Raw genomic sequence first — 20384 nt, 5'->3', positions numbered from 1 at the left:
CACGGCGTCAGCCGCGCCGCCGACCGCCACGCGACGCCGCCGTCGGCGCCGACCAGCGCGAACACCATCCGCTTGCGGACGCCGTGGGCCAACCGAACGTCCAGCGAGAGGTCCCGCGGGGAGAAACTGTGTTCGGCCGGCAGAACCCGAATCAGCAGCTCCGAGTGGCCCAGTTCGTCGACGGACTCGACGTCGGCGTAGGTGCGGAAGTCCGCCCCGAACTTATAGCCCGTCTTCGGGACGACACCGGCCTCCCGGAGGCGGCGATAGACCGCAAGCCGGCGGTCGAAGCGGTCGCCCTCGACCTCGCGGCCGCGGTCGAGTACCGCCTCGGCCCCGCCCTCGACGTCGAGGACGCCCACCTCGGCGAGCGCCGCGGCTTCGAGCAGCGAGAGTTGCAGCGGCGACCCGGCCTCCTCGTCCAGCGGTTGGCCGTAGAACCCGCGGCGGTAGAGCCGTTCGGGCGGGTCCCACGCCAGCACGCGGTCGCCCAGCAGGTCCGCCGGGACTCCCTCGGGCAGGTCGACGCTCGTCGTCCCCTCGATGTCGGGGCGTTCGGTGTCGAGGTAGGTGATCGAACTCTCCTCGTCGACGACGGCCAGCACCGCCTCACCCAGCGTGGCCGCCGCGACGCTCGCACGCTCGCTGATGGCCCGGACGCGGTAGGCGACGCCGTCGCCCCACGGTCCCTCCCCGCGGGGGTAGACGACGAAGTCGGCCCCGTCGGGGTCCTCGACCCACCCCTCGCGGGCCGGCGAGAGGTAGAACCCGCGGTCCCGGAGGTTCTTGTAGACGAGGAAGTCTATCTCGGAGACGGCGGCGGAGTTCAACAGCGCCCGGAAGTCCAGATGGCGGCCGTGCTCGCGGTCCTGGACCGTCTCGACGTCGCCCCGGTAGAGGAGGTGGGCGGCCTCGACGGGCGCGAGTTCGATACCGCCGTCGACCGACCGGCCGTAGCCCCGCGAGTCGTAGAACCGCTCGCGGGCCTGAGAACCGCCGCTGACGACGCCCCCGGAAAGCTGCAAGTCCATACCAGCCCCTCGTCCGCCCGACTCATAGCGACTGCGATACCGAACAGGCGGGGTCGAGACACCGCCGCCCCGTCGGCGTCGCGAAGGCCGGGAGGCCACAGTCACACTGGCCGTCGACGGTGCCAGTCGGGACGCCGAACCCGGTGTCACAGTCAGGGTAGTGCTCGCATCCGGCGAGCAGGCCGCCGCGGCGGAGGATTCGCAACTCGCCGGTGCAGTTCGGGCAGTCCCACTCGCGGTCGAAGGCCGCGGCGACGGCGTCGTCCAGTGACTCACACGAGCGGTCGACACACACCTCGAACTCGCGGCCGCGCTCGACGCGCATTCGCGGGAGTCCACAGTCACAGGGTTCGTCGGTCAGGACGGCCGCGTCGGCGGGGACGCCGTAGCGGGCGTCGCAGTTCGGACACGTCACGGCGTCGCTCCCGTGGACGAGCGCACCGTCACAGTCCGGGCAGTCGCCGACGGGCGTCCCCGCGGCGCTGGCGGGGTAGGTGGCCCCGCCGAAGTGCTCGTGACACTCGACGGCGAGTTGCTGGTCGCCGTCTACGGCCTCGATGCGGTCCGGGCCGACGGTGACCGACTCGGCGCGCGTGAGCCACGCCACTGGCTGGTACCCTTCGGCGTCGTGGACCAGCACGGTGTTGTCGGGCTTGACCACCGCGACCATCCGCCCGCGCTGTTCGTGTGCCCGTACCCGGTTGCCGTCGAAGGTGGTCGTACACTCCCCCGCCCGCACGGTGATGCCGTCGTGCATACGACTGGTTGCTCCCGGCATCGGTCAAAAAGGGTCGCGCCCGGCAGTGTCTATTCGACCAACTGTTCCATAGTGTCGACGAACGACGCCGTCCGGTCGACGAGGCTATCGACGTCTTCGTCGAGCGGTTCGTATCCGTAGTCAGCCTGCTTCCGGAGCGCCGAGAGGTCGTTGAGGAACCGCCCTCGGTCCCGCGATACGTCGCCCTCGACAACGACTTCGGAACCGAACAGCGAGAGGACGCCACCGTGGGAGGACGGTGAGTGGTCGCGGTCGTACAGAACGGCCTGTGCGGCGTGAAAGCACGCGTAGTAACAGCGGTTGACCACGACCGCGTCGGAGAGGTCCGCCGCCAGCGCACCGCGAGCGTCCTCGAGTGCCTACTCGGCCTGAGCGAGTTGCTCCGCGGCCGCGTCAGACATACGCGTCACCGTCCCGAACGGCCCGGTCGACGAACGGGTGGTCGCGGCGCGTCTCGAACGTCGACCGGGAGAGGACGTGAACCTCGACGACGGGGCCGTGTTCGAGCATCACGTCGTAGGCAGCGTCCCGGAGTTCGTCCTCGATAGTCGCCCTGTCGGCGTCGTCGCCGACGACAGCGAGAAAGTCGACGTCGCTGTCCAGTCCCGACGCCTCGCCGCGAGCGGTCGAGCCGAACAGGATCAGCGATTCGAGTCCCTCGGTGTCCAGTGCCTCGACACGCCGGACGAACGCGTTCGCGGCCGCCGTGTGTGAATCGACACCGTCCGGGGTGGCCATACCCCGACGTAGGCGGGCAACGGTGAAACAACTTCGGTCGGGTGTGCTGACAGCGAAACGACGGTCGACCAAGTCGGTCACGCCGGTCGTCCGCCCCCGCTGTTCGCGGGTCTCGGCGCTGTTCCAGCGGTCGTACACTCCCCCGCCCGCACGGTGATGCCGTCGTGCATACGCCGGGTTGCTCCCGGCATCGGGCAAAAAGGGTCGGCTGGAGCGGTGGCGGGCCCAAGCGAGGAGCGTCAATCGAGTCGGCCTACGCGAACTCCTCGTAGGGCTGGACGACGACGAAACCGTCCTCGCCGTCGAACTCCATCTGGAAGCGTTCGCCCGACTCCTGTCCGACCATGTCCGAGAGGTTCTTGTTGACTTCGACGTTCGGGGACGTGCCGCTCCAAGCGACGGTGGCGCTCGGATCGGTCGACACCGGCGGTTCGAGCACCAGCGGATCGGCGTGAGTCGTCACGGCGACGTAGCCCGGGCCGTCGAGGTAGACGTTGGTGAACCCGCCGGCGAACGCGCCCGCGAGGCTGTCCATCTTGTCTATCTCGTAGGACACCCGCGACTCGAAGGCCAGAACGTCCTCGCCGTTGACCGTGACCGACTCCCCGGCCCCCAGTTCGAGAATCTGGACTTTCTTCTCGTCGTCGGCGAGGTACGCGTGGCCCTGCCCCTCGACGGTCATCACGGGCGTCCCCTCGTTCGTGGCGGCCTCTTTGAGGAAGCCGGTGATGCCGCCTTCCGCCGAGGCCTGCCCGGTGAACGAGAGGTCCCCGGTGTAGGCGACCATCGACCCCGCTTTCGCCTGCAGTGTCCCGTCGACGGCCACGTCGAGGAGGTAGTTGTTCTCGAGGCTGAACGTCTCGTCGCCGTCGGTCGGCGCGTGTCGTGAAGCGAATCTGTCGGTGTTCATCGTAGCACAGAGCGTCGCGGCTCTATCGAAACGAGCGTCCGACGCGAAAAAGACCCCCAGCCAGTGGTGCACAGGACGAAACAGGGGCGACGGGACGGTACCGACGACGCCCCGAGCGGAGCGGCCGAGGCGGGGACAGCTGACAGAGCGGTACCCGTTGACATACCCCTCGATTTCGGCTGGAGATAACGGCCGGTGCGGTCGCTCGCAGGGCGGTTTGACAAGCGTTATGCCAGCCGACACAGTGGGGACACGTATGAACGTCGTAGTCACGAGCGCCATCGACGACGCGGGGCTGGCCAGGTTACGCCAGGCCGGCCACGACGTCACCGAAGTCGCCGACGCCGACCGCGAGGAGTTGCTGGCGGCGGTCGAGAACGCCCACGCGCTGATCGTCCGGTCGGACACGGCCGTCGACGCCGAACTGCTGTCGGCGGCCCCGGACCTGCGCATCGTCGGGCGGGCGGGCGTCGGCATCGACAACATCGACGTCGAGGCCGCGACCGAGCAGGGCGTCGTCGTCGCCAACGCGCCGGCCGGCAACGTCCGCGCGACCGCCGAACACACCGTCGGGATGGCCTTCGCCGCCGCGCGGAAGATTCCGCAGGGCCACACCCAACTGAAGGACGGCTACTGGGCCAAAAGCGACATCCTCGGCAGCGAGTTCAACGGCAAGACCCTCGGTATCGTCGGCCTCGGCCGCGTCGGGCAGGAAGTCGCCAAACGGCTGGGCAACCTGGAGATGGATCTGGTCGCCTACGACCCCTACATCAGCGAGGACCGCGCCGGGCAACTCGGCGCCGAACTGGTCGAGGACATCGAGAGCTGTTTCCAACAGGCCGACTTCGTCTCCCTGCACGCGCCCCGGACCGACGAGACGGAGGCCTTCGTCGACGAGGAACTGCTCGCGGAACTGGACGACGGCTACCTCATCAACTGCGCCCGCGGTGGTCTGGTCGACGAACAGGCGCTGGCCGAGGCCGTCGAGGACGGCATCCTCTACGGCGCGGCGGTCGACACCTTCGAGACGGAACCGACCGACCCCGACAACCCGCTGTTGGCCGTCGACGACATCATCGTCACGCCACACATCGCCGCCAGCACCGAATCCGCGAAAAAGAACGTCTCGATCAGCGTCGCCGAGCAGATACTCGCAGCCTTCGAGGGCGAACCGGTCGAGAACGCCGCCAACGCGCCGAGCGTCGGCGAGGACGTCTACCCGGCCATCCGACCGTACATCGACCTCGCGGAGACGGCCGGCCGTATCGCTATGGAGTTGCTCGACAGCCACATCGACTCCATCGAGGTGCGCTACGGCGGGTCCATCTCCGAGGAGTCCGTCGACATCGTCACCGCAAGCGCTCTCAAAGGCGTCTTCGAACCGCTGGAGTGGCAGGCAAACGCCATCAACGCCACCCGCATCGCCGAGGAACGCGGCGTCGAAGTGACCGAGTCCAAGACCCGACAGATAGAGGACTTCCAGAGCCTCGTGACGGTGACCGTCAGCGACGGCGAGGAGTCGGTGTCGGTGTCGGGGACCCAGTTCGCCGACGACGACCCGCGCATCGTCCGTATCGACGGCCACCGCGTCGAGGCTGTCCCCCACGGCCACATGCTGGTCGTCCGCAACGAGGACGCACCGGGCGTCATCGGCTTCATCGGAACGGTACTGGGCGACCACGGCGTCAACATCGCCGGGATGTTCAACGGCCGGACGGCCCTCGGCGGCGAGGCCCTGACCGTGTACAACCTCGACGAGGCACCCGATTCGGCCGTCATCGAGGAACTGCTGGCCGACGACCGCATCATCGAGACCACCCACGTCTCGCTGAACGACACCGCCTGACCCCGCGGGTAGTGATTGTTTACTAACAATACTGTTTTTTGTCTCGGCGAGTACCTTGGAGTAGTGGTAGCCGACTCGCCGAGCACAGTCCGGGTCTGTTTCGTCGACGTCGACGGTCGGCTTGGGCCGATGATACAGGCGCTGGACGACCTCGAGAAGCCGATAACCGTCGAACGTGTCTCGTCCGTCGAGGCGGCCGGAGCGGCCGGCGAGACGACGGACTTCGACTGTTTCGTCGTCCGGGGAGCGATGGCGACGGCATCGGTCGAGCCGAGCGACGGCATCGAGACGTGCCAGCGGGTTCGGGCGGTACTGCCCGGCGTCCCGGCGGCCATCTACTCGGTGAACCTCGATCACAACCGCCTGCGGGCGGCCTTCGAGGCGGACATCGCCGTCGTCTCGGACGCCCCGGGGAGCCCCGAACTCGTCTACCGGCAGTTGCGGTACGCCGCCGGGATGGAGGAACACGTCCAGTCGCCGGCCGAGTTGCTGGACTCGCTGTTCGCCTACTACCCCCATCACCTCTTTCTGAAGGACGAAGTCGGGCGCTTCGAGGCGCTCAGCGACGCCACGGCGCGGGAGTACAACCTCGACCCCGACGTGATCGAGGGCCTGACGGACTTCGACCTGCTTGAGTACGACACGGCGGTCGAGGCCTACCGGGAGGAGCAGGCGCTGATGGAGACCGGCGACCGCATCGTCGAACGGATCGACCACTGGGTCGACGAGGACGGCCGCGACCGCTGGATGTCGATCACGAAGGCCCCGCGGTACGACGACGAGGGGACCCCCGTCGGCATCGTCGGGTCCACGCGGGAAGTGACGCGGGAGAAACGCAAAGAGCAGATGGTGCGGGAGCTTCACACGGTGAGCCGCGAACTCGTCCGCGCCCAGACCAGAGCCGACATCGGGCGGGCCGTCATGGCGGTCACCGACGACGTGCCGGTGTTCTCACACATTCAAGTCGTCCTGCGGGAGGACGGGAGTCATAAACTGCAACCGCTCGGCGACGGCGAGGGGGAGACGCTGTTCGACCGCCACGAGGAGCGGTTCCGCGCCGTCGTTGACGGCGGGGCGGCGCAGTACGTCACCGCGGCGGGGGACGTCGTCGACGACCCGGAGCTGGCCGTCGACCTCGAAACGGCGGTCCTGCCGCTGGGCGAGCACGGGGCGCTGGGCGTCGCCGCGGACACCGGCCCGTTCACCGAGTTCGGCATCGACCTGACGAACATCCTCGCCGCGAACCTCGAGGCGACGCTGGACCGGGCCGAACGCGAGCGGGAACTCCAGCGCCAGAACGAACGCTTAGAGGAGTTCGCCAGCATCGTCAGCCACGACCTCCGTAACCCCCTCAACGTCGCCAGCGGGGCCACCGAGCTGCTGGCCGAGGAGCACGACTCGCCACAGATCGACCGCATCACCGACGCCCTCGACCGGATGGAGCAGTTGATCGAGGCGCTGTTGACGCTGGCCCGGAAGGGACAGGTCGTCGGGGAGACGGAGTTCGTCGACCTCGCGGACGCGGCACGGGACGCCTGGCAGGTCGTCGACGCCCCGTCGGCGACGATGACCGTCGAGGGAAGCGTCGGTGTCGTAGCCGACCGCAACCGCCTGATCGAGTTGTTCGAGAACCTCTTTCGGAACGCCGTGGAGCACGGTGGCGAAACCGTCACCGTCGAGGTCGGCGTCCGCGAGGCGGGCGACGGCTTCTACGTCGCCGACGACGGTGCGGGCTTCGGAACGAGCGACACCGAGCGCCTGTTCGATATGGGCTACTCCGGCGCGGACGGCACCGGCTACGGCCTCTACATCGTCTCGACCATCGCCGAATCCCACGGCTGGACGGTCACGGCCGGGGCGGGCGAAGACGGCGGCGCACGCTTCGACGTCAGCGGCGTGGGCATCGAACGACCCGGCCCGGAGTGATCACTCCTCGCCGGTCCGGGGTGGCTCGCCCGTCCAGACGAACGTCTCTCCCGCCCGCGTATCCCGCCACAGTCGTCCCCGGAGGTCCACCAATCGCTCGTAGGACTCCGGCGGGTCCTCGGCGGAGTCCTCGGACGATGGGGGCCGCGGCTGCCGGGAGGAGTCTGGGAAGGCGACCATCGACAACTAGTGTGTTACGGAGTAACAAAAGAGCCCGTCAGACACGCGTCAGCGGCTCGTCGGCGGCGTTTCGGGAGGGGAAATGACGGCGGCGGTGTCGGCGGGAACCGGGTCGGGGTCCCCGGGCGTCGGCACCGCGCGACGGCCTCACTTCTTCGAGCGGAGTTTGCGGAGGAGATAGCCGATGCCGAGGCCGCCGGCGACCAGCGCCGGGATCAGTGGGGAGTCGGCGGCCTTCGACGCCCCTCGGCGGACCGTCCCGGCGACCGAGGACGGTTCCTCGATGTGTTCGAGGACGGCGTCGGTGTCGTTGGGCACCGGTTCGGGTTCGGACCCCGCCGCGGCGGCGGCGTCGGGGTCTTTGAGGAGATGGCCCGTCGTGAGGCAGACGACCTCCTCCTCGGCGTCGACGACGCCGCGCTCGCGGAGTTTCCGCAGGCCCGCGACAGAGGCGGCCGAGGCCGGTTCGACGCCGACGCCCTCGCCGGCGAGGGTGCGCTGGGCGTCGGTTATCTCCTCGTCGCTGACGGCGACAGCGGTCCCCCCGGTGGCGCGAATCCCCGGGAGCGCCTTGGGGGCGTTGACGGGGTTGCCGATGCGGATGGCCGTCGCGATGGTTTCGACGTCCTCCCAGCGGCGGGTCCCGTCGGTGCCGTCCTCGATGGCCTCGACCATCGGGGCCGCGCCCTCGGCCTGGACGCCGGTGAGTTTCGGCACCTCGTCCTCCTCGAGGGCGCCGCTCTCGACCAGTTCGCGGAAGCACTTGTACAGCGCCGCCGTGTTGCCGGCGTTGCCGACCGGGAGCACGATGCGGTCGGGGTAGCTCCCCTCCTCGCGCTTGTGGCGTTCGAGAATCTCCAGTCCGATGGTCTTCTGGCCCTCCAGACGGAAGGGGTTCAGCGAGTTCAGGAGGTAGGCCTCCCCACGGTCGGCGAGGTCCTGGACGATGTCCAGACACTGGTCGAAGTTGCCGTCGACTTCGAGGATGCGCGCGCCGTGGAGGCTGGCCTGTGCTATCTTCCCGGCCGCGACTTTGCCCGCCGGGAGGAGGACCAGCGTCTCCATCCCGCCCCGGGCGCCGTAGGCCGACAGCGCCGCCGAGGTGTTGCCCGTCGAGGCACAGGCCAGACGGTCGACACCGACCTTCTGGGCGACGCGGACGCCGACGGTCATCCCGCGATCCTTGAACGACCCCGTGGGGTTCATCCCCTCGTGTTTGATCCGGAGGCTGGCGACGCGACCTCGTCTTCGAGGCGCGACACCTCGTGGAGGGGCGTCCCGCCCTCGGGCAGGGAGACGCCGTCGTCGACGGGGAGCGCCGCCGCGTACCGCCAGACGTTCTCCTCGCCCTCGAAGTCCTCGAAGGTCGGGAGGTCGGCGTAGCGGACTTCGAGCAGTCCGTCACAGTCGTCACAGGTGTAGCGGATGCCCGCGAAGGGCGCGAACGTCTCCCCGCATTCGATGCAGGTCAGCCAGACGCCGTCGGTCGCTTCCGACGGTTCCGGTTCGTCGAGTGTAAGGTCGGCCATTGGTTGGGGTGACGCGCTACGCCGGAAAAAGGGCGGTGGTTCGCGCGGGCCTCCAACGGTGGCACACCCCACGCACACCTCGGTCTCCGAGGCGTTCAGTCGGAACCAGCCACGCGGCCGCGAGGGCGTCCCGTCGCCCGAGGCGGGGGAGGGCAGGCCCGCGGCGATGCCGTCGCGGCGCGGTGGTGCCGTCGGTGCGGCGGCGGTCCTCGGCGGATGGAGGGCGAGGGCTCCAAGCGAAGGAAACCACTCGCTGATTCGGCGGGTCTGCTCTCGTGGAAGGAGCGACCGGCCCGAGGGCTCCGAGGGTGGCTGAGAGTAATCGACGGTACGGACGGGAAAGAGACGGCCCGAGGGCTCCGAGAGAGTACGGGAATCGGCGAGAATCGAGACGACGAGAACCAGAGCCAGCGAATCCTACTCCCCGAACTCGTCGATGCGGGCGTGGACGTACATCGCCCACTCCTCTAGGGTGTCGTGCATCAACTCGCGGGTCTCCGAGACGGGAGTCGGGGTGTACTGGTAGACGTGACCGCCGCCGTCGAGCAGTCTGCGGGTCCGTTCGGCGAGGCCCTTCTCCCGGAGTGTCGACAGCGAGCGGTTGACGTTGCTGCGGTCGCGGTCGAGTTCCGCGGCCAGTTCCTCGACGGTGCTTGCGGGGTGTCGCTGGAGCACCTCGTAGGTCCGGACTTCGTGGGGTTTGAGGTCGAACACGCAGGCCAGTACCTCCTCGAAAGACGGTTCGTCCTCGCGGAGCAGTTCGCGGAACCGGTTGGGCGAGGGGTCCATCTCGGACATTACTGCGTGATACACCAGCGGCGAGAATAAATCCCGTCGTTACCTGCACCTCACTCCGGGAGGTCGTCGACGTAGCCTTGCGTTTCGAGGCAGGTCAGCATCTCGGCCTCGGTGTCGTGTTTGTGGAGTCGCGTCGGCGTATCGCAATAGTAGGTCTCGCCGTCCCAGCGCAGGGTCACCTCGTACTCGGTGCCGAGGAACTCGGTAGTGACGACGACTCGCCGACCGTCGTTGAGAGCGTCGAGGAGCGTCTGAGCGTCGTGTTCGCCCGCCGTCACGACGAGTGGGTCGCTCATCACGTCCGCGTACTCGCGGCCCGGCTATCAGTGTTTGGTCGACCGGAGTGGACGGAGCCGCTGCCCCGCGGTGGGCGAGTGCCTCTCCGAGGTATCGGGTTGTACCGGTGGCGAGTCGTGACAAGCTGACCAGACAGTTCAATTAGTTGCTGTTATCCGAACTATTACGTGTCTGATTAAACAGTATCTGGTATGCAACGGCGATCAGTATTGACCAGGGGGGTCGCAGCGGCGGTCGGCATAGGCGTCGCCGGGTGTTCCGGCGGCGACGACAGTGACGACGAAGACGACGACGAATCGAACGGCGGGGACGACACCACGGAGAATCCCGGGTCCGCGGGCGGCGGCGGGACGGGCGCGTCCGGGTTGGTGTCGAGCGAGGTGGACGAACTCGAACTCACCGACAGCCGGTACACCGACACGGGAATCGAGGGGCGGTATCCCGTCACGGTCACCGTCGCCAACAACGGCGACCAAGAGACCGACGTCACGGCGTACAGCTACGACTACACCGTGTCGGACGACAGCGGCACCGACCTCACTGGCGGCACGTCATCGACGGCGGAGAATCCGACCGTCGCGCCGGGGGAGACGACGGAGATTCTGCTGACGGCCATCGTCGACGGCGACCCGGAGGATGTCGCCAGCTACACCGTGCGGATGAGTTGCGGGAGCTTCGGCGAGGGCGCCTACTGCGAGGAGTCGTAGGGAGTCAGTCCGTCGCCTGCTCGATAGCTTGACCGAGGTCGTCGACGATGTCGCCGGGGTCCTCGACGCCGACCGAGAGGCGGACCATATCGGGGGTGACGCCCGCGGCGGCCTGTTCCTCCTCGGTGAGTTGCTGGTGGGTCGTGGACGCGGGGTGGATGAGCAGCGTCTTCGAGTCGCCGACGTTGGCCAACAGACTCGCCAGTTCCGTCGACTCGACGGTCGTTCGAGCGGCGTCGTAGCCGTCTGCCAGCCCGAAAGTGATCATCCCGCCGTAGCCGCCCTCCAAGTACTCGCTTGCAGCGTCGTGGGTCTCGTGGCTCTCCAAGCGGGGTAGGTGACCCACGAGACGTCGGGGTGGTCCTCCAAGAACTCCGCGACGGCCATCGCGTTCTCGCAGTGGCGGTCCATCCGCATCGGGAGGCTCTCCAGTCCCTGCAGTGTCTGGAAGGCGTCGAACGGCGACTGCTGACAGCCCAGATCACGCAGGCCGCGGGCGATGGCGGCGTAGGTGAACGCGGCCTCACCGAAGCGCTCCTCGAAGTTGACGCCGTGGTAGGCGGGGTTGTCGCCGGCGACTTCGGGGTACTTCTCGGCGTTGTCGCTCCACGGGAACGTACCCCCGTCGACGAGGACGCCGCCGATGGTCGTCCCATGGCCGTGGATCCACTTGGTGGTGGAGTTCCACACCAGGTCCGCGCCGTGCTCCAGCGGATTACAGAGGTACGGCGTGGCGAAGGTGTTGTCGACGAACAGCGGCGTGTCGTGGTCGTGGGCGATATCGGCGATGCGCTCTATGTCCGGCGTGACCAGCGCAGGGTTGCCGATGGTTTCGAGGTGGACGTAGGCCGTGTCCTCGTCGATGGCCTCCTCGTAGGCGTCGTAATCGAGGGTGTCGACGAAACGGGCCTCGACGCCGTTGCGCGGCGCGGTGTGGGTGAAGTAGGTGTAGGTCCCGCCGTACAGCGCCGACGCGGTGACGACGTTGTCGCCCACGTCCGCCAGCAGGAACGTCGCGAGGTTCAGCGCGGCCATCCCGGAGGACGTGGCGACGGCACCGACCCCGCCTTCGAGTGCGGCCAGTCGCTCCTGAAGCGTCGAGGTGGTCGGGTTCATCAACCGGGAGTAGATGTGTCCCGGCTTCTCCAGTGCGAACTGGGCGGCGGCGTCCTCGGCGTCGTCGAAGACGTAGCTCGTCGTCTGGTAGATGGGCGGCGCGCGCGCGCCGGTCGCCGGGTCGGGCTCCTCCTGCCCGGCGTGCAGTGCGTGTGTCTCGAAACCGCGGTCGTCACTCATAGTTCGTCGGTGCTTCGGTGGGAGGGGTCAAGTAAATCACTCCCGGCACGGACGTTCGCCGCCGTACGTGAGAACTGGCAATAGTTTCCGACTCTCAGCCGAAGTCCCGAATCGTCAACTCCAACGTCTGGAGGTCGACGACGGGCGCGAACGCCGCGTCGGGGTCGATGTTGACGGACTTCTGGAAGTCGGTCTGGGCCTGCCAACACCCGGAGTTGATCGTCAGCACGTCGTGGTACTTCCCGTAGCCGAGTTTGTGGACGTGCCCCGAGTGGAAGATGTCGGGCACCTCGTCGATGACGAGGTAGTCTTTCTCCTCGGGCGCGATGCGGGTGTGACCGCCGTATTGGGGGGCGACGTGACGCTTTTTCAGGAGCTGGTACATCGCCTCGTGGGGTTTGTCGTAGGAGGCCACGTCGTCGGGGAGTTCGGCGATGACCTCGTCGAGGCTGACGCCGTGGTACATCAGCACCGAGACGCCCTCGATGGTCACCGTCGAAGGGTTCGAAGTGAAGCGGGCGTCGTGGGCCGACATAATGTCCCGGAGCTCCGAGTCGAACGCGGGTTGTGGTTCGGCCAACCGGACCGCGTCGTGGTTGCCGGGAATCATCACTATCTCCATGTCCCCCGGTACCTCCTTGAGGTACTCGCTGAAGCGCTCGTACTGGTCGTAGATGTCGATCACGTCCAGTTCCTCGTCCTGATCGGGGTAGACGCCGACGCCCTCGACCATGTCGCCGGCGATCAGCAGGTACTCGATGCCCGCGGCCTCCTCTGTGTGGAGCCAGTCGGCGAAGCGGTGCCACGCGTCGGCCATAAACTCCTGACTGCCGACGTGGACGTCGCTGATCAGCGCGGCGCTGACCTCGCGGTCGGCCGTCGAGGGTTCGTGGGTGTGAGGAATATCGGGTTGGTGGAGCGTGTCGACGAAGAGGATGCCGCCGTCGTCGGCCAGCGTCCCCTCGACGGCGACAACCTCGTCCAGCAGGAGGTTCTTGGCCACGTCGGACATCTCGCGGTCTTTCATCACGAGCGTCGGGAACGTGCCGTTTGTGTCCTCCAGTTCGATCAACCAGTGGCCGCTGGCGGTCGTGCGGATGTCCGAAACCATCCCGACGATGGCCGCCTCGCTGTTGGGAGCCATCGACTCGACGGCGTCGGTCGGGCGGTGGTTGACCCGCCCGCGGAGGGTCTTCGAGAGCCGTTCGTAACGGTCCCGGAACACCGAGACGAAGTCGCTGTACTCGCCGGTCCCCGTCGAGTTGCCCGTCATATCCCCCGCGATATCGACGGCGAGCTGGTCGGTGTCTATCTCGCGGGACCCCTCCGTTTCGACTGCAGTACCTACGCCGTCGTGTGGCGATTTTTGTCCGTCCGTTCCAGTCGAAACAGAGGGGTCTGTTTCGGGGCCGTCTGCCGGGGACGAGGGTTGGGATTCGGCAGGGGGCGAACCGCGCTCTCCTCCGTCGGCTTCGAGGACGGAGCGGACGTGGTTCTCGGTGATAACGTAGGCGTCGTCCGGGACGGTTTCCACTGCGCGTGCGAGTGCGCTGTCGGTGTCGGCGGCGTCGGCGAGAAGCGTCACCGCTCGCGCTCGGCGTTGTACCCCCGTTCGGTGAGTTCGCTGACGATTCTGGCGGGGGCTTGGAGAGGCACACCGCAACTGAAGGGGTGAGACGGACAAAAGCGTAGCGGACTCCGAAAGATTGGTACGCGGAGCCACGAACTGAGAGACAATGGAAGCCGACGAGGGTCCCGAGAGCGGACGCGGGGGGAGCGGAGCGCCGTCGGAGGGCACCGACTCGTGGAAGCTCTACGTCTACGACCTGCTGAGCAGCGTCGTCATCGTCGCGCTGATCGGCGGCCTGTTGTTCACCGCGAGCGGCGTGTGGCCGCCGATGGTCGCCGTCGAGAGCGGGAGTATGAACCCCGAGATGGAGCGCGGCGACCTCGTGTACGTGATGGAGACCGAACGGTTCGCCGGACCCGACGCCGAGGCGGGCGTCGTGACCGCGGCCGCGGGCGAGGAGAACGGCTACGAGCGGTTCGCCGCGCCGGGGGACGTGATCGTCTTCGAACCGGGCGGGGACTCGCGGACGACGCCGATCATCCACCGCGCGATGTTCTGGGTCGAGGCGGGCGAAAACTGGTACGACCGCGCGGACGAGTCGGCGGTCAACGGGGACAGCTGTCGGGAGATTCGGAACTGTCCGGCACCCCACGCCGGGTTCATCACGAAAGGCGACGCCAACAGGGGCTACGACCAAGTGACCCAAGGCCGGACCGGCCCGGTCAAACCGGAGTGGGTCATCGGGACGGCCGAACTGTACGTCCCCTACCTCGGGCAGATCCGACTGGGCGTGTAGCGGTCGACAGTCGGCAGTTCCGCGCTGGGAGTCAGTGGTCGAACCGGGCCTGCACGAACGGCTGGACGTCCTCGATGTCGCCCAGACGGGAGTCGCTGAGCAGGACGGCCTCGGTCTCCTCGATGGGGACCGACAGCGAGATCTCTTTGGTCCGGCCGTAGCGGCCCTTGCTGACGACGACGGCGTTGACGATACCGAGCATATCCAGTTCCGAGATGAGGTCAGTCACGCGGCGCTGGGTGAGTACGTCGGCGTCTATCTCCTCACAGAGGCTCTTGTAGATGTTGTACACCTCGCCGGTGTTGATGTTGTGGACGCCGTTTTTCTCCAGCAGGATGATCGCGAAGAGGACGAGTTTCGACTGGGTCGGGAGGGTGCGGACGACTTCGACGACGCGGTCGAGTTCGATTTTCTCCTGGGCCTGTCGGACGTGGTCCTCAAGCACCCTGTCGGTCTTGTCCCGTTCGGCGAGTTCGCCGGCGGTCCGAAGGAGGTCCAGCGCCCGACGCGCGTCGCCGTGTTCCTGTGCGGCGAAGGCCGCACACAAGGGGATCACGTCGTCCGAGAGCGAATCGGCGTCGAAGGCGACCTCCGCACGCGCCTGCAGGATGTCGCGCAGTTGGTTGGCGTCGTAGGGCGGGAAGACGATCTCCTCCTCGCCGAGGCTGGACTTGACGCGGGGGTCCAGAAAGTCGGTGAACTTCAGGTCGTTGGAGATGCCCATAATCGACACGCGGGAGTTCTCCAGTTCGGAGTTCATCCGCGAGAGGTTATAGAGGGTGTCGTCGCCGCTTTTCTCGACGAGTTTGTCGATTTCGTCGAGCATGATGACGACGACGCGTTCGGTGTAGTCGACGGCCTCGAAGAAGGTGTTGTAGACGCGGTCGGTCGGCCACCCCGTCATCGGAACCTCCTCGAACTCGTCCTGTTCGGCCTGTAAGGCCCCCAGTTTCGCCTCCAGACGCTCGACGTCCTCGAACTCGGTGTCCGCGAGGGCGGTCGAGTCCTCGGTCGCCTCGTCGTGGAGCGATTCGAGGTCGTCGATGCGGTCGCCGATGTGCTCGCGGTTCTTCTCGATGAACTTGTTGGCGAGTTGAGCGAGGACGCGGTACTGGGTGTCGGTCACCTCGCAGTTGATGTACTCCACCTCACAGGGGACGGCGTACTTCTGGGAGGTGGTCTCTAGTTCCTCGCTGACGAACTTCGCGGAGGCGGTCTTGCCGGTCCCGGTCTTGCCGTAGATGAGGATGTTCGATGGCGTGTCCCCGCGAAGCGCGCTGACGAGGATGGTCGCCATATTGTTGATCTGGTCCTCACGGTGGGGGAGCTTTCGCGGCGTGTAGGAGGGCCGCAGGACCTCCTTCTTCTCGAAGATGGGGTCGCCGCTGAGGAGGTCGTCGAACAGTCCCCGTGATGCCTCGTCGGTGTCGTCGTCGGTCGTGTCCCCGATGTCGTCGAGGACGACGTCGTCCAGCGACGAGACGCTGCCGTCTTCGGCCCCGCGTATCGACTCGCCTTCTGTCGAATCGGAGTCGTGGTCTGTGTCTGTCATCCTGTGTACCCCTGTGCTTCAGGTGGAAATGGCCAGCCGCGCCCCGGAATCAGTAGAGAGAACCCCGGAACAGCCCGGAAGAGCGAATTTCGGGTGGCGCGCCGTGTCCAGTTGAACCACAAGAAGGCGTGGTTGACAGGATATTAAATATTACGGTCGACGCGAAAGCTCGGCGGTTCGAGGAGAAAGAGGAAGTGAGTAAGAGGAAGTGAGTAAGAGGAAGTGAGTAAGAGGGCGTTTTTTCTAGGGAATACAGCGGCGTTAGGGATCGACCGAAGGTGGTTCCGGTTTCGAGTAGGGACGGCTTCGGTTAGAATCGATCGACGGGAGATCGAGGATCGAGAGAACCAGTCGGGAGTTTCTTCGAGTTTCTGAAGGACCCCCCCCACCCCTTCGTTTCGGGTGGAACCGAGTAAAGAGGGGGATGGGGGGAGGGGGTAGCCGGCGATAGTCTTCTAGAGAGCGGTGGATTGATATAGGAAGCATTTGAACCATATCCGTAGTAGAAGAAAATGTATAGTATTGGGTTATCCCCACTAGACAGTAGTATGGACGCTACGCCTAGAGTTACCGCTAGTACTAGCTGCACTAGTTACTAGAGTAGTGGACGAGTCCGGAACAGACGATTCCCGTTACCGTACCGATCTCGCACAGCTCGAACCCTCTCGTCGATCCGACGCGGTCGATAGTGTCCGGAACGGACTAGCCCACTTCCGATTGCTCTCCACCGAACTCTCGGTTGTCCGGTATATTTCTCACTGGCTGATCGTGGCCGTTCCACCCGAAGTACAGGGGACCGCGCCCCGGGCGCTGAATCCCGATTCGACCCGAAACGCCCGGGGATCCGGGGGGACCCCCACACACCATCTACAGGTTCCAGTTGAAACGAAGGGGTGGGGGGTTCGGCCAGCTGAACTGAAAAATTAATGTTTGTATTACCATCCTCTAGTACCGATCTCTCTACTAGACCGTGGTTTCATACGCTGCCCGCTGAGGCAGTGTTTCGTCCCCGCTCGCCGTCACCCTCCGTTTCGGGTCCGCGCCCCTCTCTTCTCTGCCTGTGTCGGGAACCCCTCCGTTTCCACTCCAGCGGCCGCTTCCTGTACGGTAGTTTATGTATGTCTGACGTACGCTTAAGTGAATACGGGCTGGTACTACGTTCAGACGCCCGTTTACGGGCGCGGGAGGACACAGAGGATGGGCCTGCTCACAGAACTCAGGGACAGCATCTCGCGGGCGGCGGCGACGCTGTTCTCTGAACAAGACCCGAAACGCATCGGTATCTACGGACCCCCCAACGCCGGCAAGACGACGTTGGCGAACCGCATTGCCCGCGACTGGACGGGCGACGCGGTCGGGCCCGAGAGTCACATTCCACACGAGACGCGGCGCGCGCGCCGGAAGGAGAACGTCGAGATCGAACGCGACGGCGGGACCGTCGAGATAGACATCGTCGACACGCCGGGCGTGACGACGAAGGTCGACTACACGGAGTTTCTCGAACACGATATGGAGAAAGACGACGCCGTCCGCCGGTCGCGGGAGGCGACCGAGGGCGTCGCCGAGGCGATGCACTGGCTTCGGGAGGACGTCGACGGCGTGATCTACGTCCTCGACAGCACCGAGGACCCGTTCACGCAGGTCAACACGATGCTGATCGGCATCATCGAGAGCCAGGACCTGCCGGTGTTGATCCTCGCCAACAAGATCGATCTGGAGGACTCCTCGATCCAGCGCATCCGCAACGCCTACCCCCAACACGAGACGATTCCGCTGTCGGCACTCGAAGGGGACAATATGGACGAGGTCTACGACAAGATCGCGGAGTACTTCGGGTGATACAATGCCGGAAGTGAAATCCCCAGACGACGACGGTGTCCAGATCGATATGATCAGTGCCGAGCGGATGGAGGGACTGACCAGCATGGAGAAGATCCGGATCATCCTCGACGGGGTCCGGGACGGCAACATCGTGATCCTCGAGGAGGGGCTCACCCCCGACGAGGAGTCCCGTCTGATCGAGGTGACGATGACCGAGATCAGTCCCGACGAGTTCAACGGCATCGAGATAGAGAGCTACCCCCAGTCGGGCGACGACGAGGGCGGGTTCCTCGGTCGCCTTATGGGCAAGGAGTCGACGCCGAAGAAACTGACCGTGATCGGACCGGCCAACCAGATAGAGACGCTCCACAAGGACGAAACGCTCATCAGCGCGCTCGTCTCCCGAAACTGATGCCACACCAGTGTACGTCCTGCGGCCACGTGTTCGCCGACGGCTCAAAGGAGATGCTGTCGGGGTGTCCCGACTGTGGCGGCACGAAGTTCCAGTTTCACCCCGAGGGCGCGGACATCCCCGAGCAACCGACCGACGCCGAACCGCCGGAACGCCCGGAAGAGGAGTCGGTCGCGGGGACCGTCGGCAGCGCCGCCGCGACCGTCAAGAACCTCGTCGGCGGATCGGGTGCCCCCGACGACGAGAAGGTCGGCGGCGTCGCCTTCGACGACAGTACCGCTTCCGGTGGAACCGCCGGGGACGCGGCGGTCGAACCGACGGACACGGCCACCGGGGACGCGGCCGTCGACACGAAACCGATGGCGGGCGCGGACGTGGACGCCGGATCGACGGCAGGCGCCGACGTGGACGCCGGATCGACGACGAGTCCCGATGCGGACCCCGGGACGACACCGGAGGCCGAGGACGCCGCACAGGCCAGCGCGCGGACCGACGTCGTCAGCCGCGAGGAACTCCCCGAACACGACGGCTCGCCCCCGCCGGTCGAGGACGGCACCGTCGTCGACGAACCGGACGACGACCGGCCTGACCTCTCGGAGCTCCGGGAGGAACTGAACTCCCAGTTCGAGTCGATCAAGGTCGTCGAACCGGGCCAGTACGAACTCAACCTGATGGAGTTGTACGACCGCGAGGAGTACATCATGCTATGCAGGAGGACGGCAAGTACTCCATCCAGGTGCCCGAGACGTGGCGGGAGTGACCGCCCTCGAACCGCGGCCGCGGTGACGGCCACGTCACTGCGGACGCCGGCGGGTGGCAATCCTTTAGTCGGTCGCCGCCGTTCCGTTCCCGTATGGATTATCGCGAGGTCGAGGGCACTCGTGAGTTTCTCGCGCGCCTCGAACACGGACGGGACTGGCGGGCCCAGATAGAGGACTTCGCCGCCGAGGAGGACGTCGACGCCGCCGCTTTCTTCGGCCTCGGCGCCGTCCAAGACGCCGAGTTGCTCTACTACGACCAGAGCGACCAACAGTACTACCCCGAGCGGTTCGACGAACCGCTGGAGGTCGCTTCCTGCGTGGGCAACGTCTCGCTTCTGGACGGCGACCCGTTCGCGCACACGCACGTCGTCCTCTCGCGGGCGGACGGGTCGACGGTCGCGGGGCATCTCGACAGCGCGACGGTCTTCGCCGGTGAACTGTACGTCCGCGCGTTCGAGGGGACGCTCGAACGCGCCCACGACGAGACGACTGAGTTGGACCTCTGGCCGCTATGAGAGAGGTCGACGAGCGGTACTTCAAGCGGCTGGAATCCGGCCTCAACGAGGGGATGGCCGTCGCCAACGAGGCCCGGGAGCGCGGCGGCGACCCCGTCCCCGAGTGGAGATTCCGGTCGCGCGGGATATGGCCGACCGCGTGGAGAACATCCTCGGCATCGACGGCGTCGCCGAACGCGTCCGGGAACTCGAAGGCGAGATGTCCCGCGAGGAGGCCGCCCTCGAACTCGTCGAGGACTTCGTCGACGGCAGCGTCGGCGACTACGACACCCGCGCCGGCAAGGTCGAGGGCGCGGTCCGGACGGCGGTCGCCCTCCTGACCGAGGGCGTCGTCGCCGCGCCCATCGAGGGTATCGACCGCGTCGAACTCCTCACCAACGACGACGGGACGGAGTTCGTCAACGTCTACTACGCCGGGCCGATCAGGTCGGCCGGCGGGACCGCACAGGCGCTCTCGGTCCTCGTCGCCGACTACGCCCGTGCGCTGCTCGATATCGACCAGTACAAGGCCCGTGACGACGAGATCGGTCGTTACGCCGAGGAGATCGACCTCTACGACAAGGAGACGGGTCTGCAGTACTCCCCCAAGGAGAAAGAGACCAAATTCATCGCCGAGCACATGCCGATTATGCTCGACGGGGAACCGACCGGCGACGAGGAGGTGTCGGGCTATCGGGACCTCGAACGCGTCGACTCCAACGCCTCCCGCGGCGGGATGTGTCTGGTGCTGGCGGAGGGCATCGCGCTGAAAGCTCCGAAGATCCAGCGCTACACCCGCAACCTCGACGAGGTCGACTGGCCGTGGCTGCAGGACCTCATCGACGGCACCATCGGCGCGGCCGACGACGCGGCCGACGCCGACGACGACGCCGACGAGTGTCTAACCACGTGTTCACAGTGTGGCGAGACCTGTCGCAGTCC

Annotated in this window: 15 protein-coding genes and 6 pseudogenes; 9 read left to right on the top strand and 12 right to left on the bottom strand. The window is 66.4% G+C overall.

Annotated elements, in window-relative coordinates:
• The 5 genes and pseudogenes from endA to GJ629_RS06685 all read right to left on the bottom strand — a co-directional run.
• Positions 1-1031: tRNA-intron lyase (gene endA / locus GJ629_RS06705; protein ID WP_157512303.1), on the bottom strand; the 1031-nt coding region annotated here is incomplete at its 3' end.
• Between the two features lie 22 nt (positions 1032-1053).
• Positions 1054-1788, bottom strand: a complete 735-nt coding sequence (locus GJ629_RS06700; RefSeq protein WP_157512302.1) for an endonuclease NucS domain-containing protein — start codon at positions 1786-1788, stop codon at positions 1054-1056.
• Between the two features lie 50 nt (positions 1789-1838).
• Positions 1839-2153, bottom strand: a pseudogene (locus GJ629_RS06695) (HEPN domain-containing protein); the annotation flags it as partial.
• 49 nt (positions 2154-2202) lie between these two features.
• Entirely contained in the window at positions 2203-2547 is a 345-nt protein-coding gene (locus GJ629_RS06690) for a nucleotidyltransferase domain-containing protein (protein WP_157512301.1), read from the bottom strand.
• Between the two features lie 253 nt (positions 2548-2800).
• Complete coding sequence (locus tag GJ629_RS06685; protein ID WP_157512300.1) at positions 2801-3457, bottom strand: AIM24 family protein; 657 nt, start codon at positions 3455-3457, stop codon at positions 2801-2803.
• 256 nt (positions 3458-3713) lie between these two features.
• Here GJ629_RS06685 and serA point away from each other — a divergent pair, with 256 nt between their 5' ends.
• Both serA and GJ629_RS06675 read left to right on the top strand, forming a co-directional pair.
• A complete protein-coding gene (serA, locus tag GJ629_RS06680) occupies positions 3714-5303 on the top strand; it encodes a phosphoglycerate dehydrogenase (RefSeq protein WP_157512299.1) in 1590 nt (529 codons plus the stop codon).
• 63 nt (positions 5304-5366) lie between these two features.
• Positions 5367-7229 carry a histidine kinase dimerization/phospho-acceptor domain-containing protein gene (locus GJ629_RS06675; protein WP_157512298.1) on the top strand — a complete coding sequence of 621 codons (1863 nt, stop codon included), beginning with the start codon at positions 5367-5369 and terminating at the stop codon, positions 7227-7229.
• On the opposite strand, the gene GJ629_RS06670 is transcribed toward GJ629_RS06675, so the two are convergent.
• From GJ629_RS06670 to GJ629_RS06655, 4 genes and pseudogenes are all read right to left on the bottom strand, one after another.
• Positions 7230-7409, bottom strand: a complete 180-nt coding sequence (locus GJ629_RS06670; protein ID WP_157512297.1) for a hypothetical protein — start codon at positions 7407-7409, stop codon at positions 7230-7232.
• 147 nt (positions 7410-7556) lie between these two features.
• A pseudogene (gene thrC, locus GJ629_RS06665) lies at positions 7557-8938 on the bottom strand (threonine synthase).
• 417 nt (positions 8939-9355) lie between these two features.
• A complete protein-coding gene (locus tag GJ629_RS06660) occupies positions 9356-9736 on the bottom strand; it encodes a helix-turn-helix domain-containing protein (protein ID WP_157512296.1) in 381 nt (126 codons plus the stop codon).
• A gap of 50 nt (positions 9737-9786) precedes the next feature.
• Entirely contained in the window at positions 9787-10032 is a 246-nt protein-coding gene (locus GJ629_RS06655; protein WP_157512295.1) for a hypothetical protein, read from the bottom strand.
• A gap of 192 nt (positions 10033-10224) precedes the next feature.
• Between GJ629_RS06655 and GJ629_RS06650 the strand changes: the two genes are divergently transcribed.
• Entirely contained in the window at positions 10225-10740 is a 516-nt protein-coding gene (locus tag GJ629_RS06650; protein WP_157512294.1) for a hypothetical protein, read from the top strand.
• A gap of 4 nt (positions 10741-10744) precedes the next feature.
• On the opposite strand, the pseudogene GJ629_RS06645 reads toward GJ629_RS06650, so the two are convergent.
• A pseudogene (locus tag GJ629_RS06645) lies at positions 10745-12036 on the bottom strand (O-acetylhomoserine aminocarboxypropyltransferase/cysteine synthase family protein).
• Between the two features lie 94 nt (positions 12037-12130).
• Positions 12131-13692: pseudogene (locus GJ629_RS06640) on the bottom strand (DNA-directed DNA polymerase II small subunit).
• A gap of 80 nt (positions 13693-13772) precedes the next feature.
• Between GJ629_RS06640 and GJ629_RS06635 the strand changes: the two are divergent.
• The gene (locus tag GJ629_RS06635) at positions 13773-14402 is read left to right on the top strand and encodes a S26 family signal peptidase (RefSeq protein ID WP_157512293.1); all 630 of its coding nucleotides are present in this window, start codon (positions 13773-13775) and stop codon (positions 14400-14402) included.
• Positions 14403-14433: 31 nt separating this feature from the next.
• Here GJ629_RS06635 and GJ629_RS06630 read toward each other — a convergent pair whose 3' ends face one another.
• The gene (locus GJ629_RS06630; protein ID WP_157512292.1) at positions 14434-15954 is read right to left on the bottom strand and encodes a Cdc6/Cdc18 family protein; all 1521 of its coding nucleotides are present in this window, start codon (positions 15952-15954) and stop codon (positions 14434-14436) included.
• A gap of 1197 nt (positions 15955-17151) precedes the next feature.
• On the opposite strand from GJ629_RS06630, the gene GJ629_RS06625 reads away from it, so the two are divergent.
• From GJ629_RS06625 to GJ629_RS06605, 5 genes and pseudogenes are all read left to right on the top strand, one after another.
• A complete protein-coding gene (locus GJ629_RS06625; RefSeq protein ID WP_157512291.1) occupies positions 17152-17793 on the top strand; it encodes an Era-like GTP-binding protein in 642 nt (213 codons plus the stop codon).
• A gap of 4 nt (positions 17794-17797) precedes the next feature.
• On the top strand, positions 17798-18187 hold the full coding sequence (locus GJ629_RS06620) for a DUF2073 domain-containing protein (RefSeq protein WP_157512290.1): 390 nt from the start codon (positions 17798-17800) through the stop codon (positions 18185-18187).
• Positions 18187-18947 (top strand): annotated as a pseudogene (locus GJ629_RS06615) (Zn-ribbon containing protein). Before GJ629_RS06620 ends, GJ629_RS06615 begins: the two are co-directional and overlap by 1 nt.
• 93 nt (positions 18948-19040) lie before the next feature.
• A complete protein-coding gene (locus GJ629_RS06610; RefSeq protein ID WP_157512289.1) occupies positions 19041-19463 on the top strand; it encodes a PPC domain-containing DNA-binding protein in 423 nt (140 codons plus the stop codon).
• Positions 19460-20384, top strand: a pseudogene (locus tag GJ629_RS06605) (DNA polymerase II, large subunit DP2); the annotation flags it as partial. The gene GJ629_RS06610 and the pseudogene GJ629_RS06605, both read left to right, overlap by 4 nt.

Source organism: Halapricum sp. CBA1109 (genome assembly GCF_009741825.1).
GTDB lineage: Archaea > Halobacteriota > Halobacteria > Halobacteriales > Haloarculaceae > Halapricum.
This window is presented reverse-complemented; position numbering and strand designations above follow the sequence as displayed.

What these genes read in the sequence shown, in the direction of transcription:
- GJ629_RS06700 (WP_157512302.1), bottom strand. Translation starts at nt 1,788, where the DNA reads ATGCACGACGGCATCACCGTGCGGGCGGGGGAGTGTACGACCACCTTC.
- GJ629_RS06690 (WP_157512301.1), bottom strand. Translation starts at nt 2,547, where the DNA reads ATGGCCACCCCGGACGGTGTCGATTCACACACGGCGGCCGCGAACGCG.
- GJ629_RS06685 (WP_157512300.1), bottom strand. Translation starts at nt 3,457, where the DNA reads ATGAACACCGACAGATTCGCTTCACGACACGCGCCGACCGACGGCGAC.
- serA (WP_157512299.1), top strand. Translation starts at nt 3,714, where the DNA reads ATGAACGTCGTAGTCACGAGCGCCATCGACGACGCGGGGCTGGCCAGG.
- GJ629_RS06670 (WP_157512297.1), bottom strand. Translation starts at nt 7,409, where the DNA reads ATGGTCGCCTTCCCAGACTCCTCCCGGCAGCCGCGGCCCCCATCGTCC.
- GJ629_RS06660 (WP_157512296.1), bottom strand. Translation starts at nt 9,736, where the DNA reads ATGTCCGAGATGGACCCCTCGCCCAACCGGTTCCGCGAACTGCTCCGC.
- GJ629_RS06655 (WP_157512295.1), bottom strand. Translation starts at nt 10,032, where the DNA reads ATGAGCGACCCACTCGTCGTGACGGCGGGCGAACACGACGCTCAGACG.
- GJ629_RS06650 (WP_157512294.1), top strand. Translation starts at nt 10,225, where the DNA reads ATGCAACGGCGATCAGTATTGACCAGGGGGGTCGCAGCGGCGGTCGGC.
- GJ629_RS06635 (WP_157512293.1), top strand. Translation starts at nt 13,773, where the DNA reads ATGGAAGCCGACGAGGGTCCCGAGAGCGGACGCGGGGGGAGCGGAGCG.
- GJ629_RS06630 (WP_157512292.1), bottom strand. Translation starts at nt 15,954, where the DNA reads ATGACAGACACAGACCACGACTCCGATTCGACAGAAGGCGAGTCGATA.
- GJ629_RS06625 (WP_157512291.1), top strand. Translation starts at nt 17,152, where the DNA reads ATGGGCCTGCTCACAGAACTCAGGGACAGCATCTCGCGGGCGGCGGCG.
- GJ629_RS06620 (WP_157512290.1), top strand. Translation starts at nt 17,798, where the DNA reads ATGCCGGAAGTGAAATCCCCAGACGACGACGGTGTCCAGATCGATATG.
- GJ629_RS06610 (WP_157512289.1), top strand. Translation starts at nt 19,041, where the DNA reads ATGGATTATCGCGAGGTCGAGGGCACTCGTGAGTTTCTCGCGCGCCTC.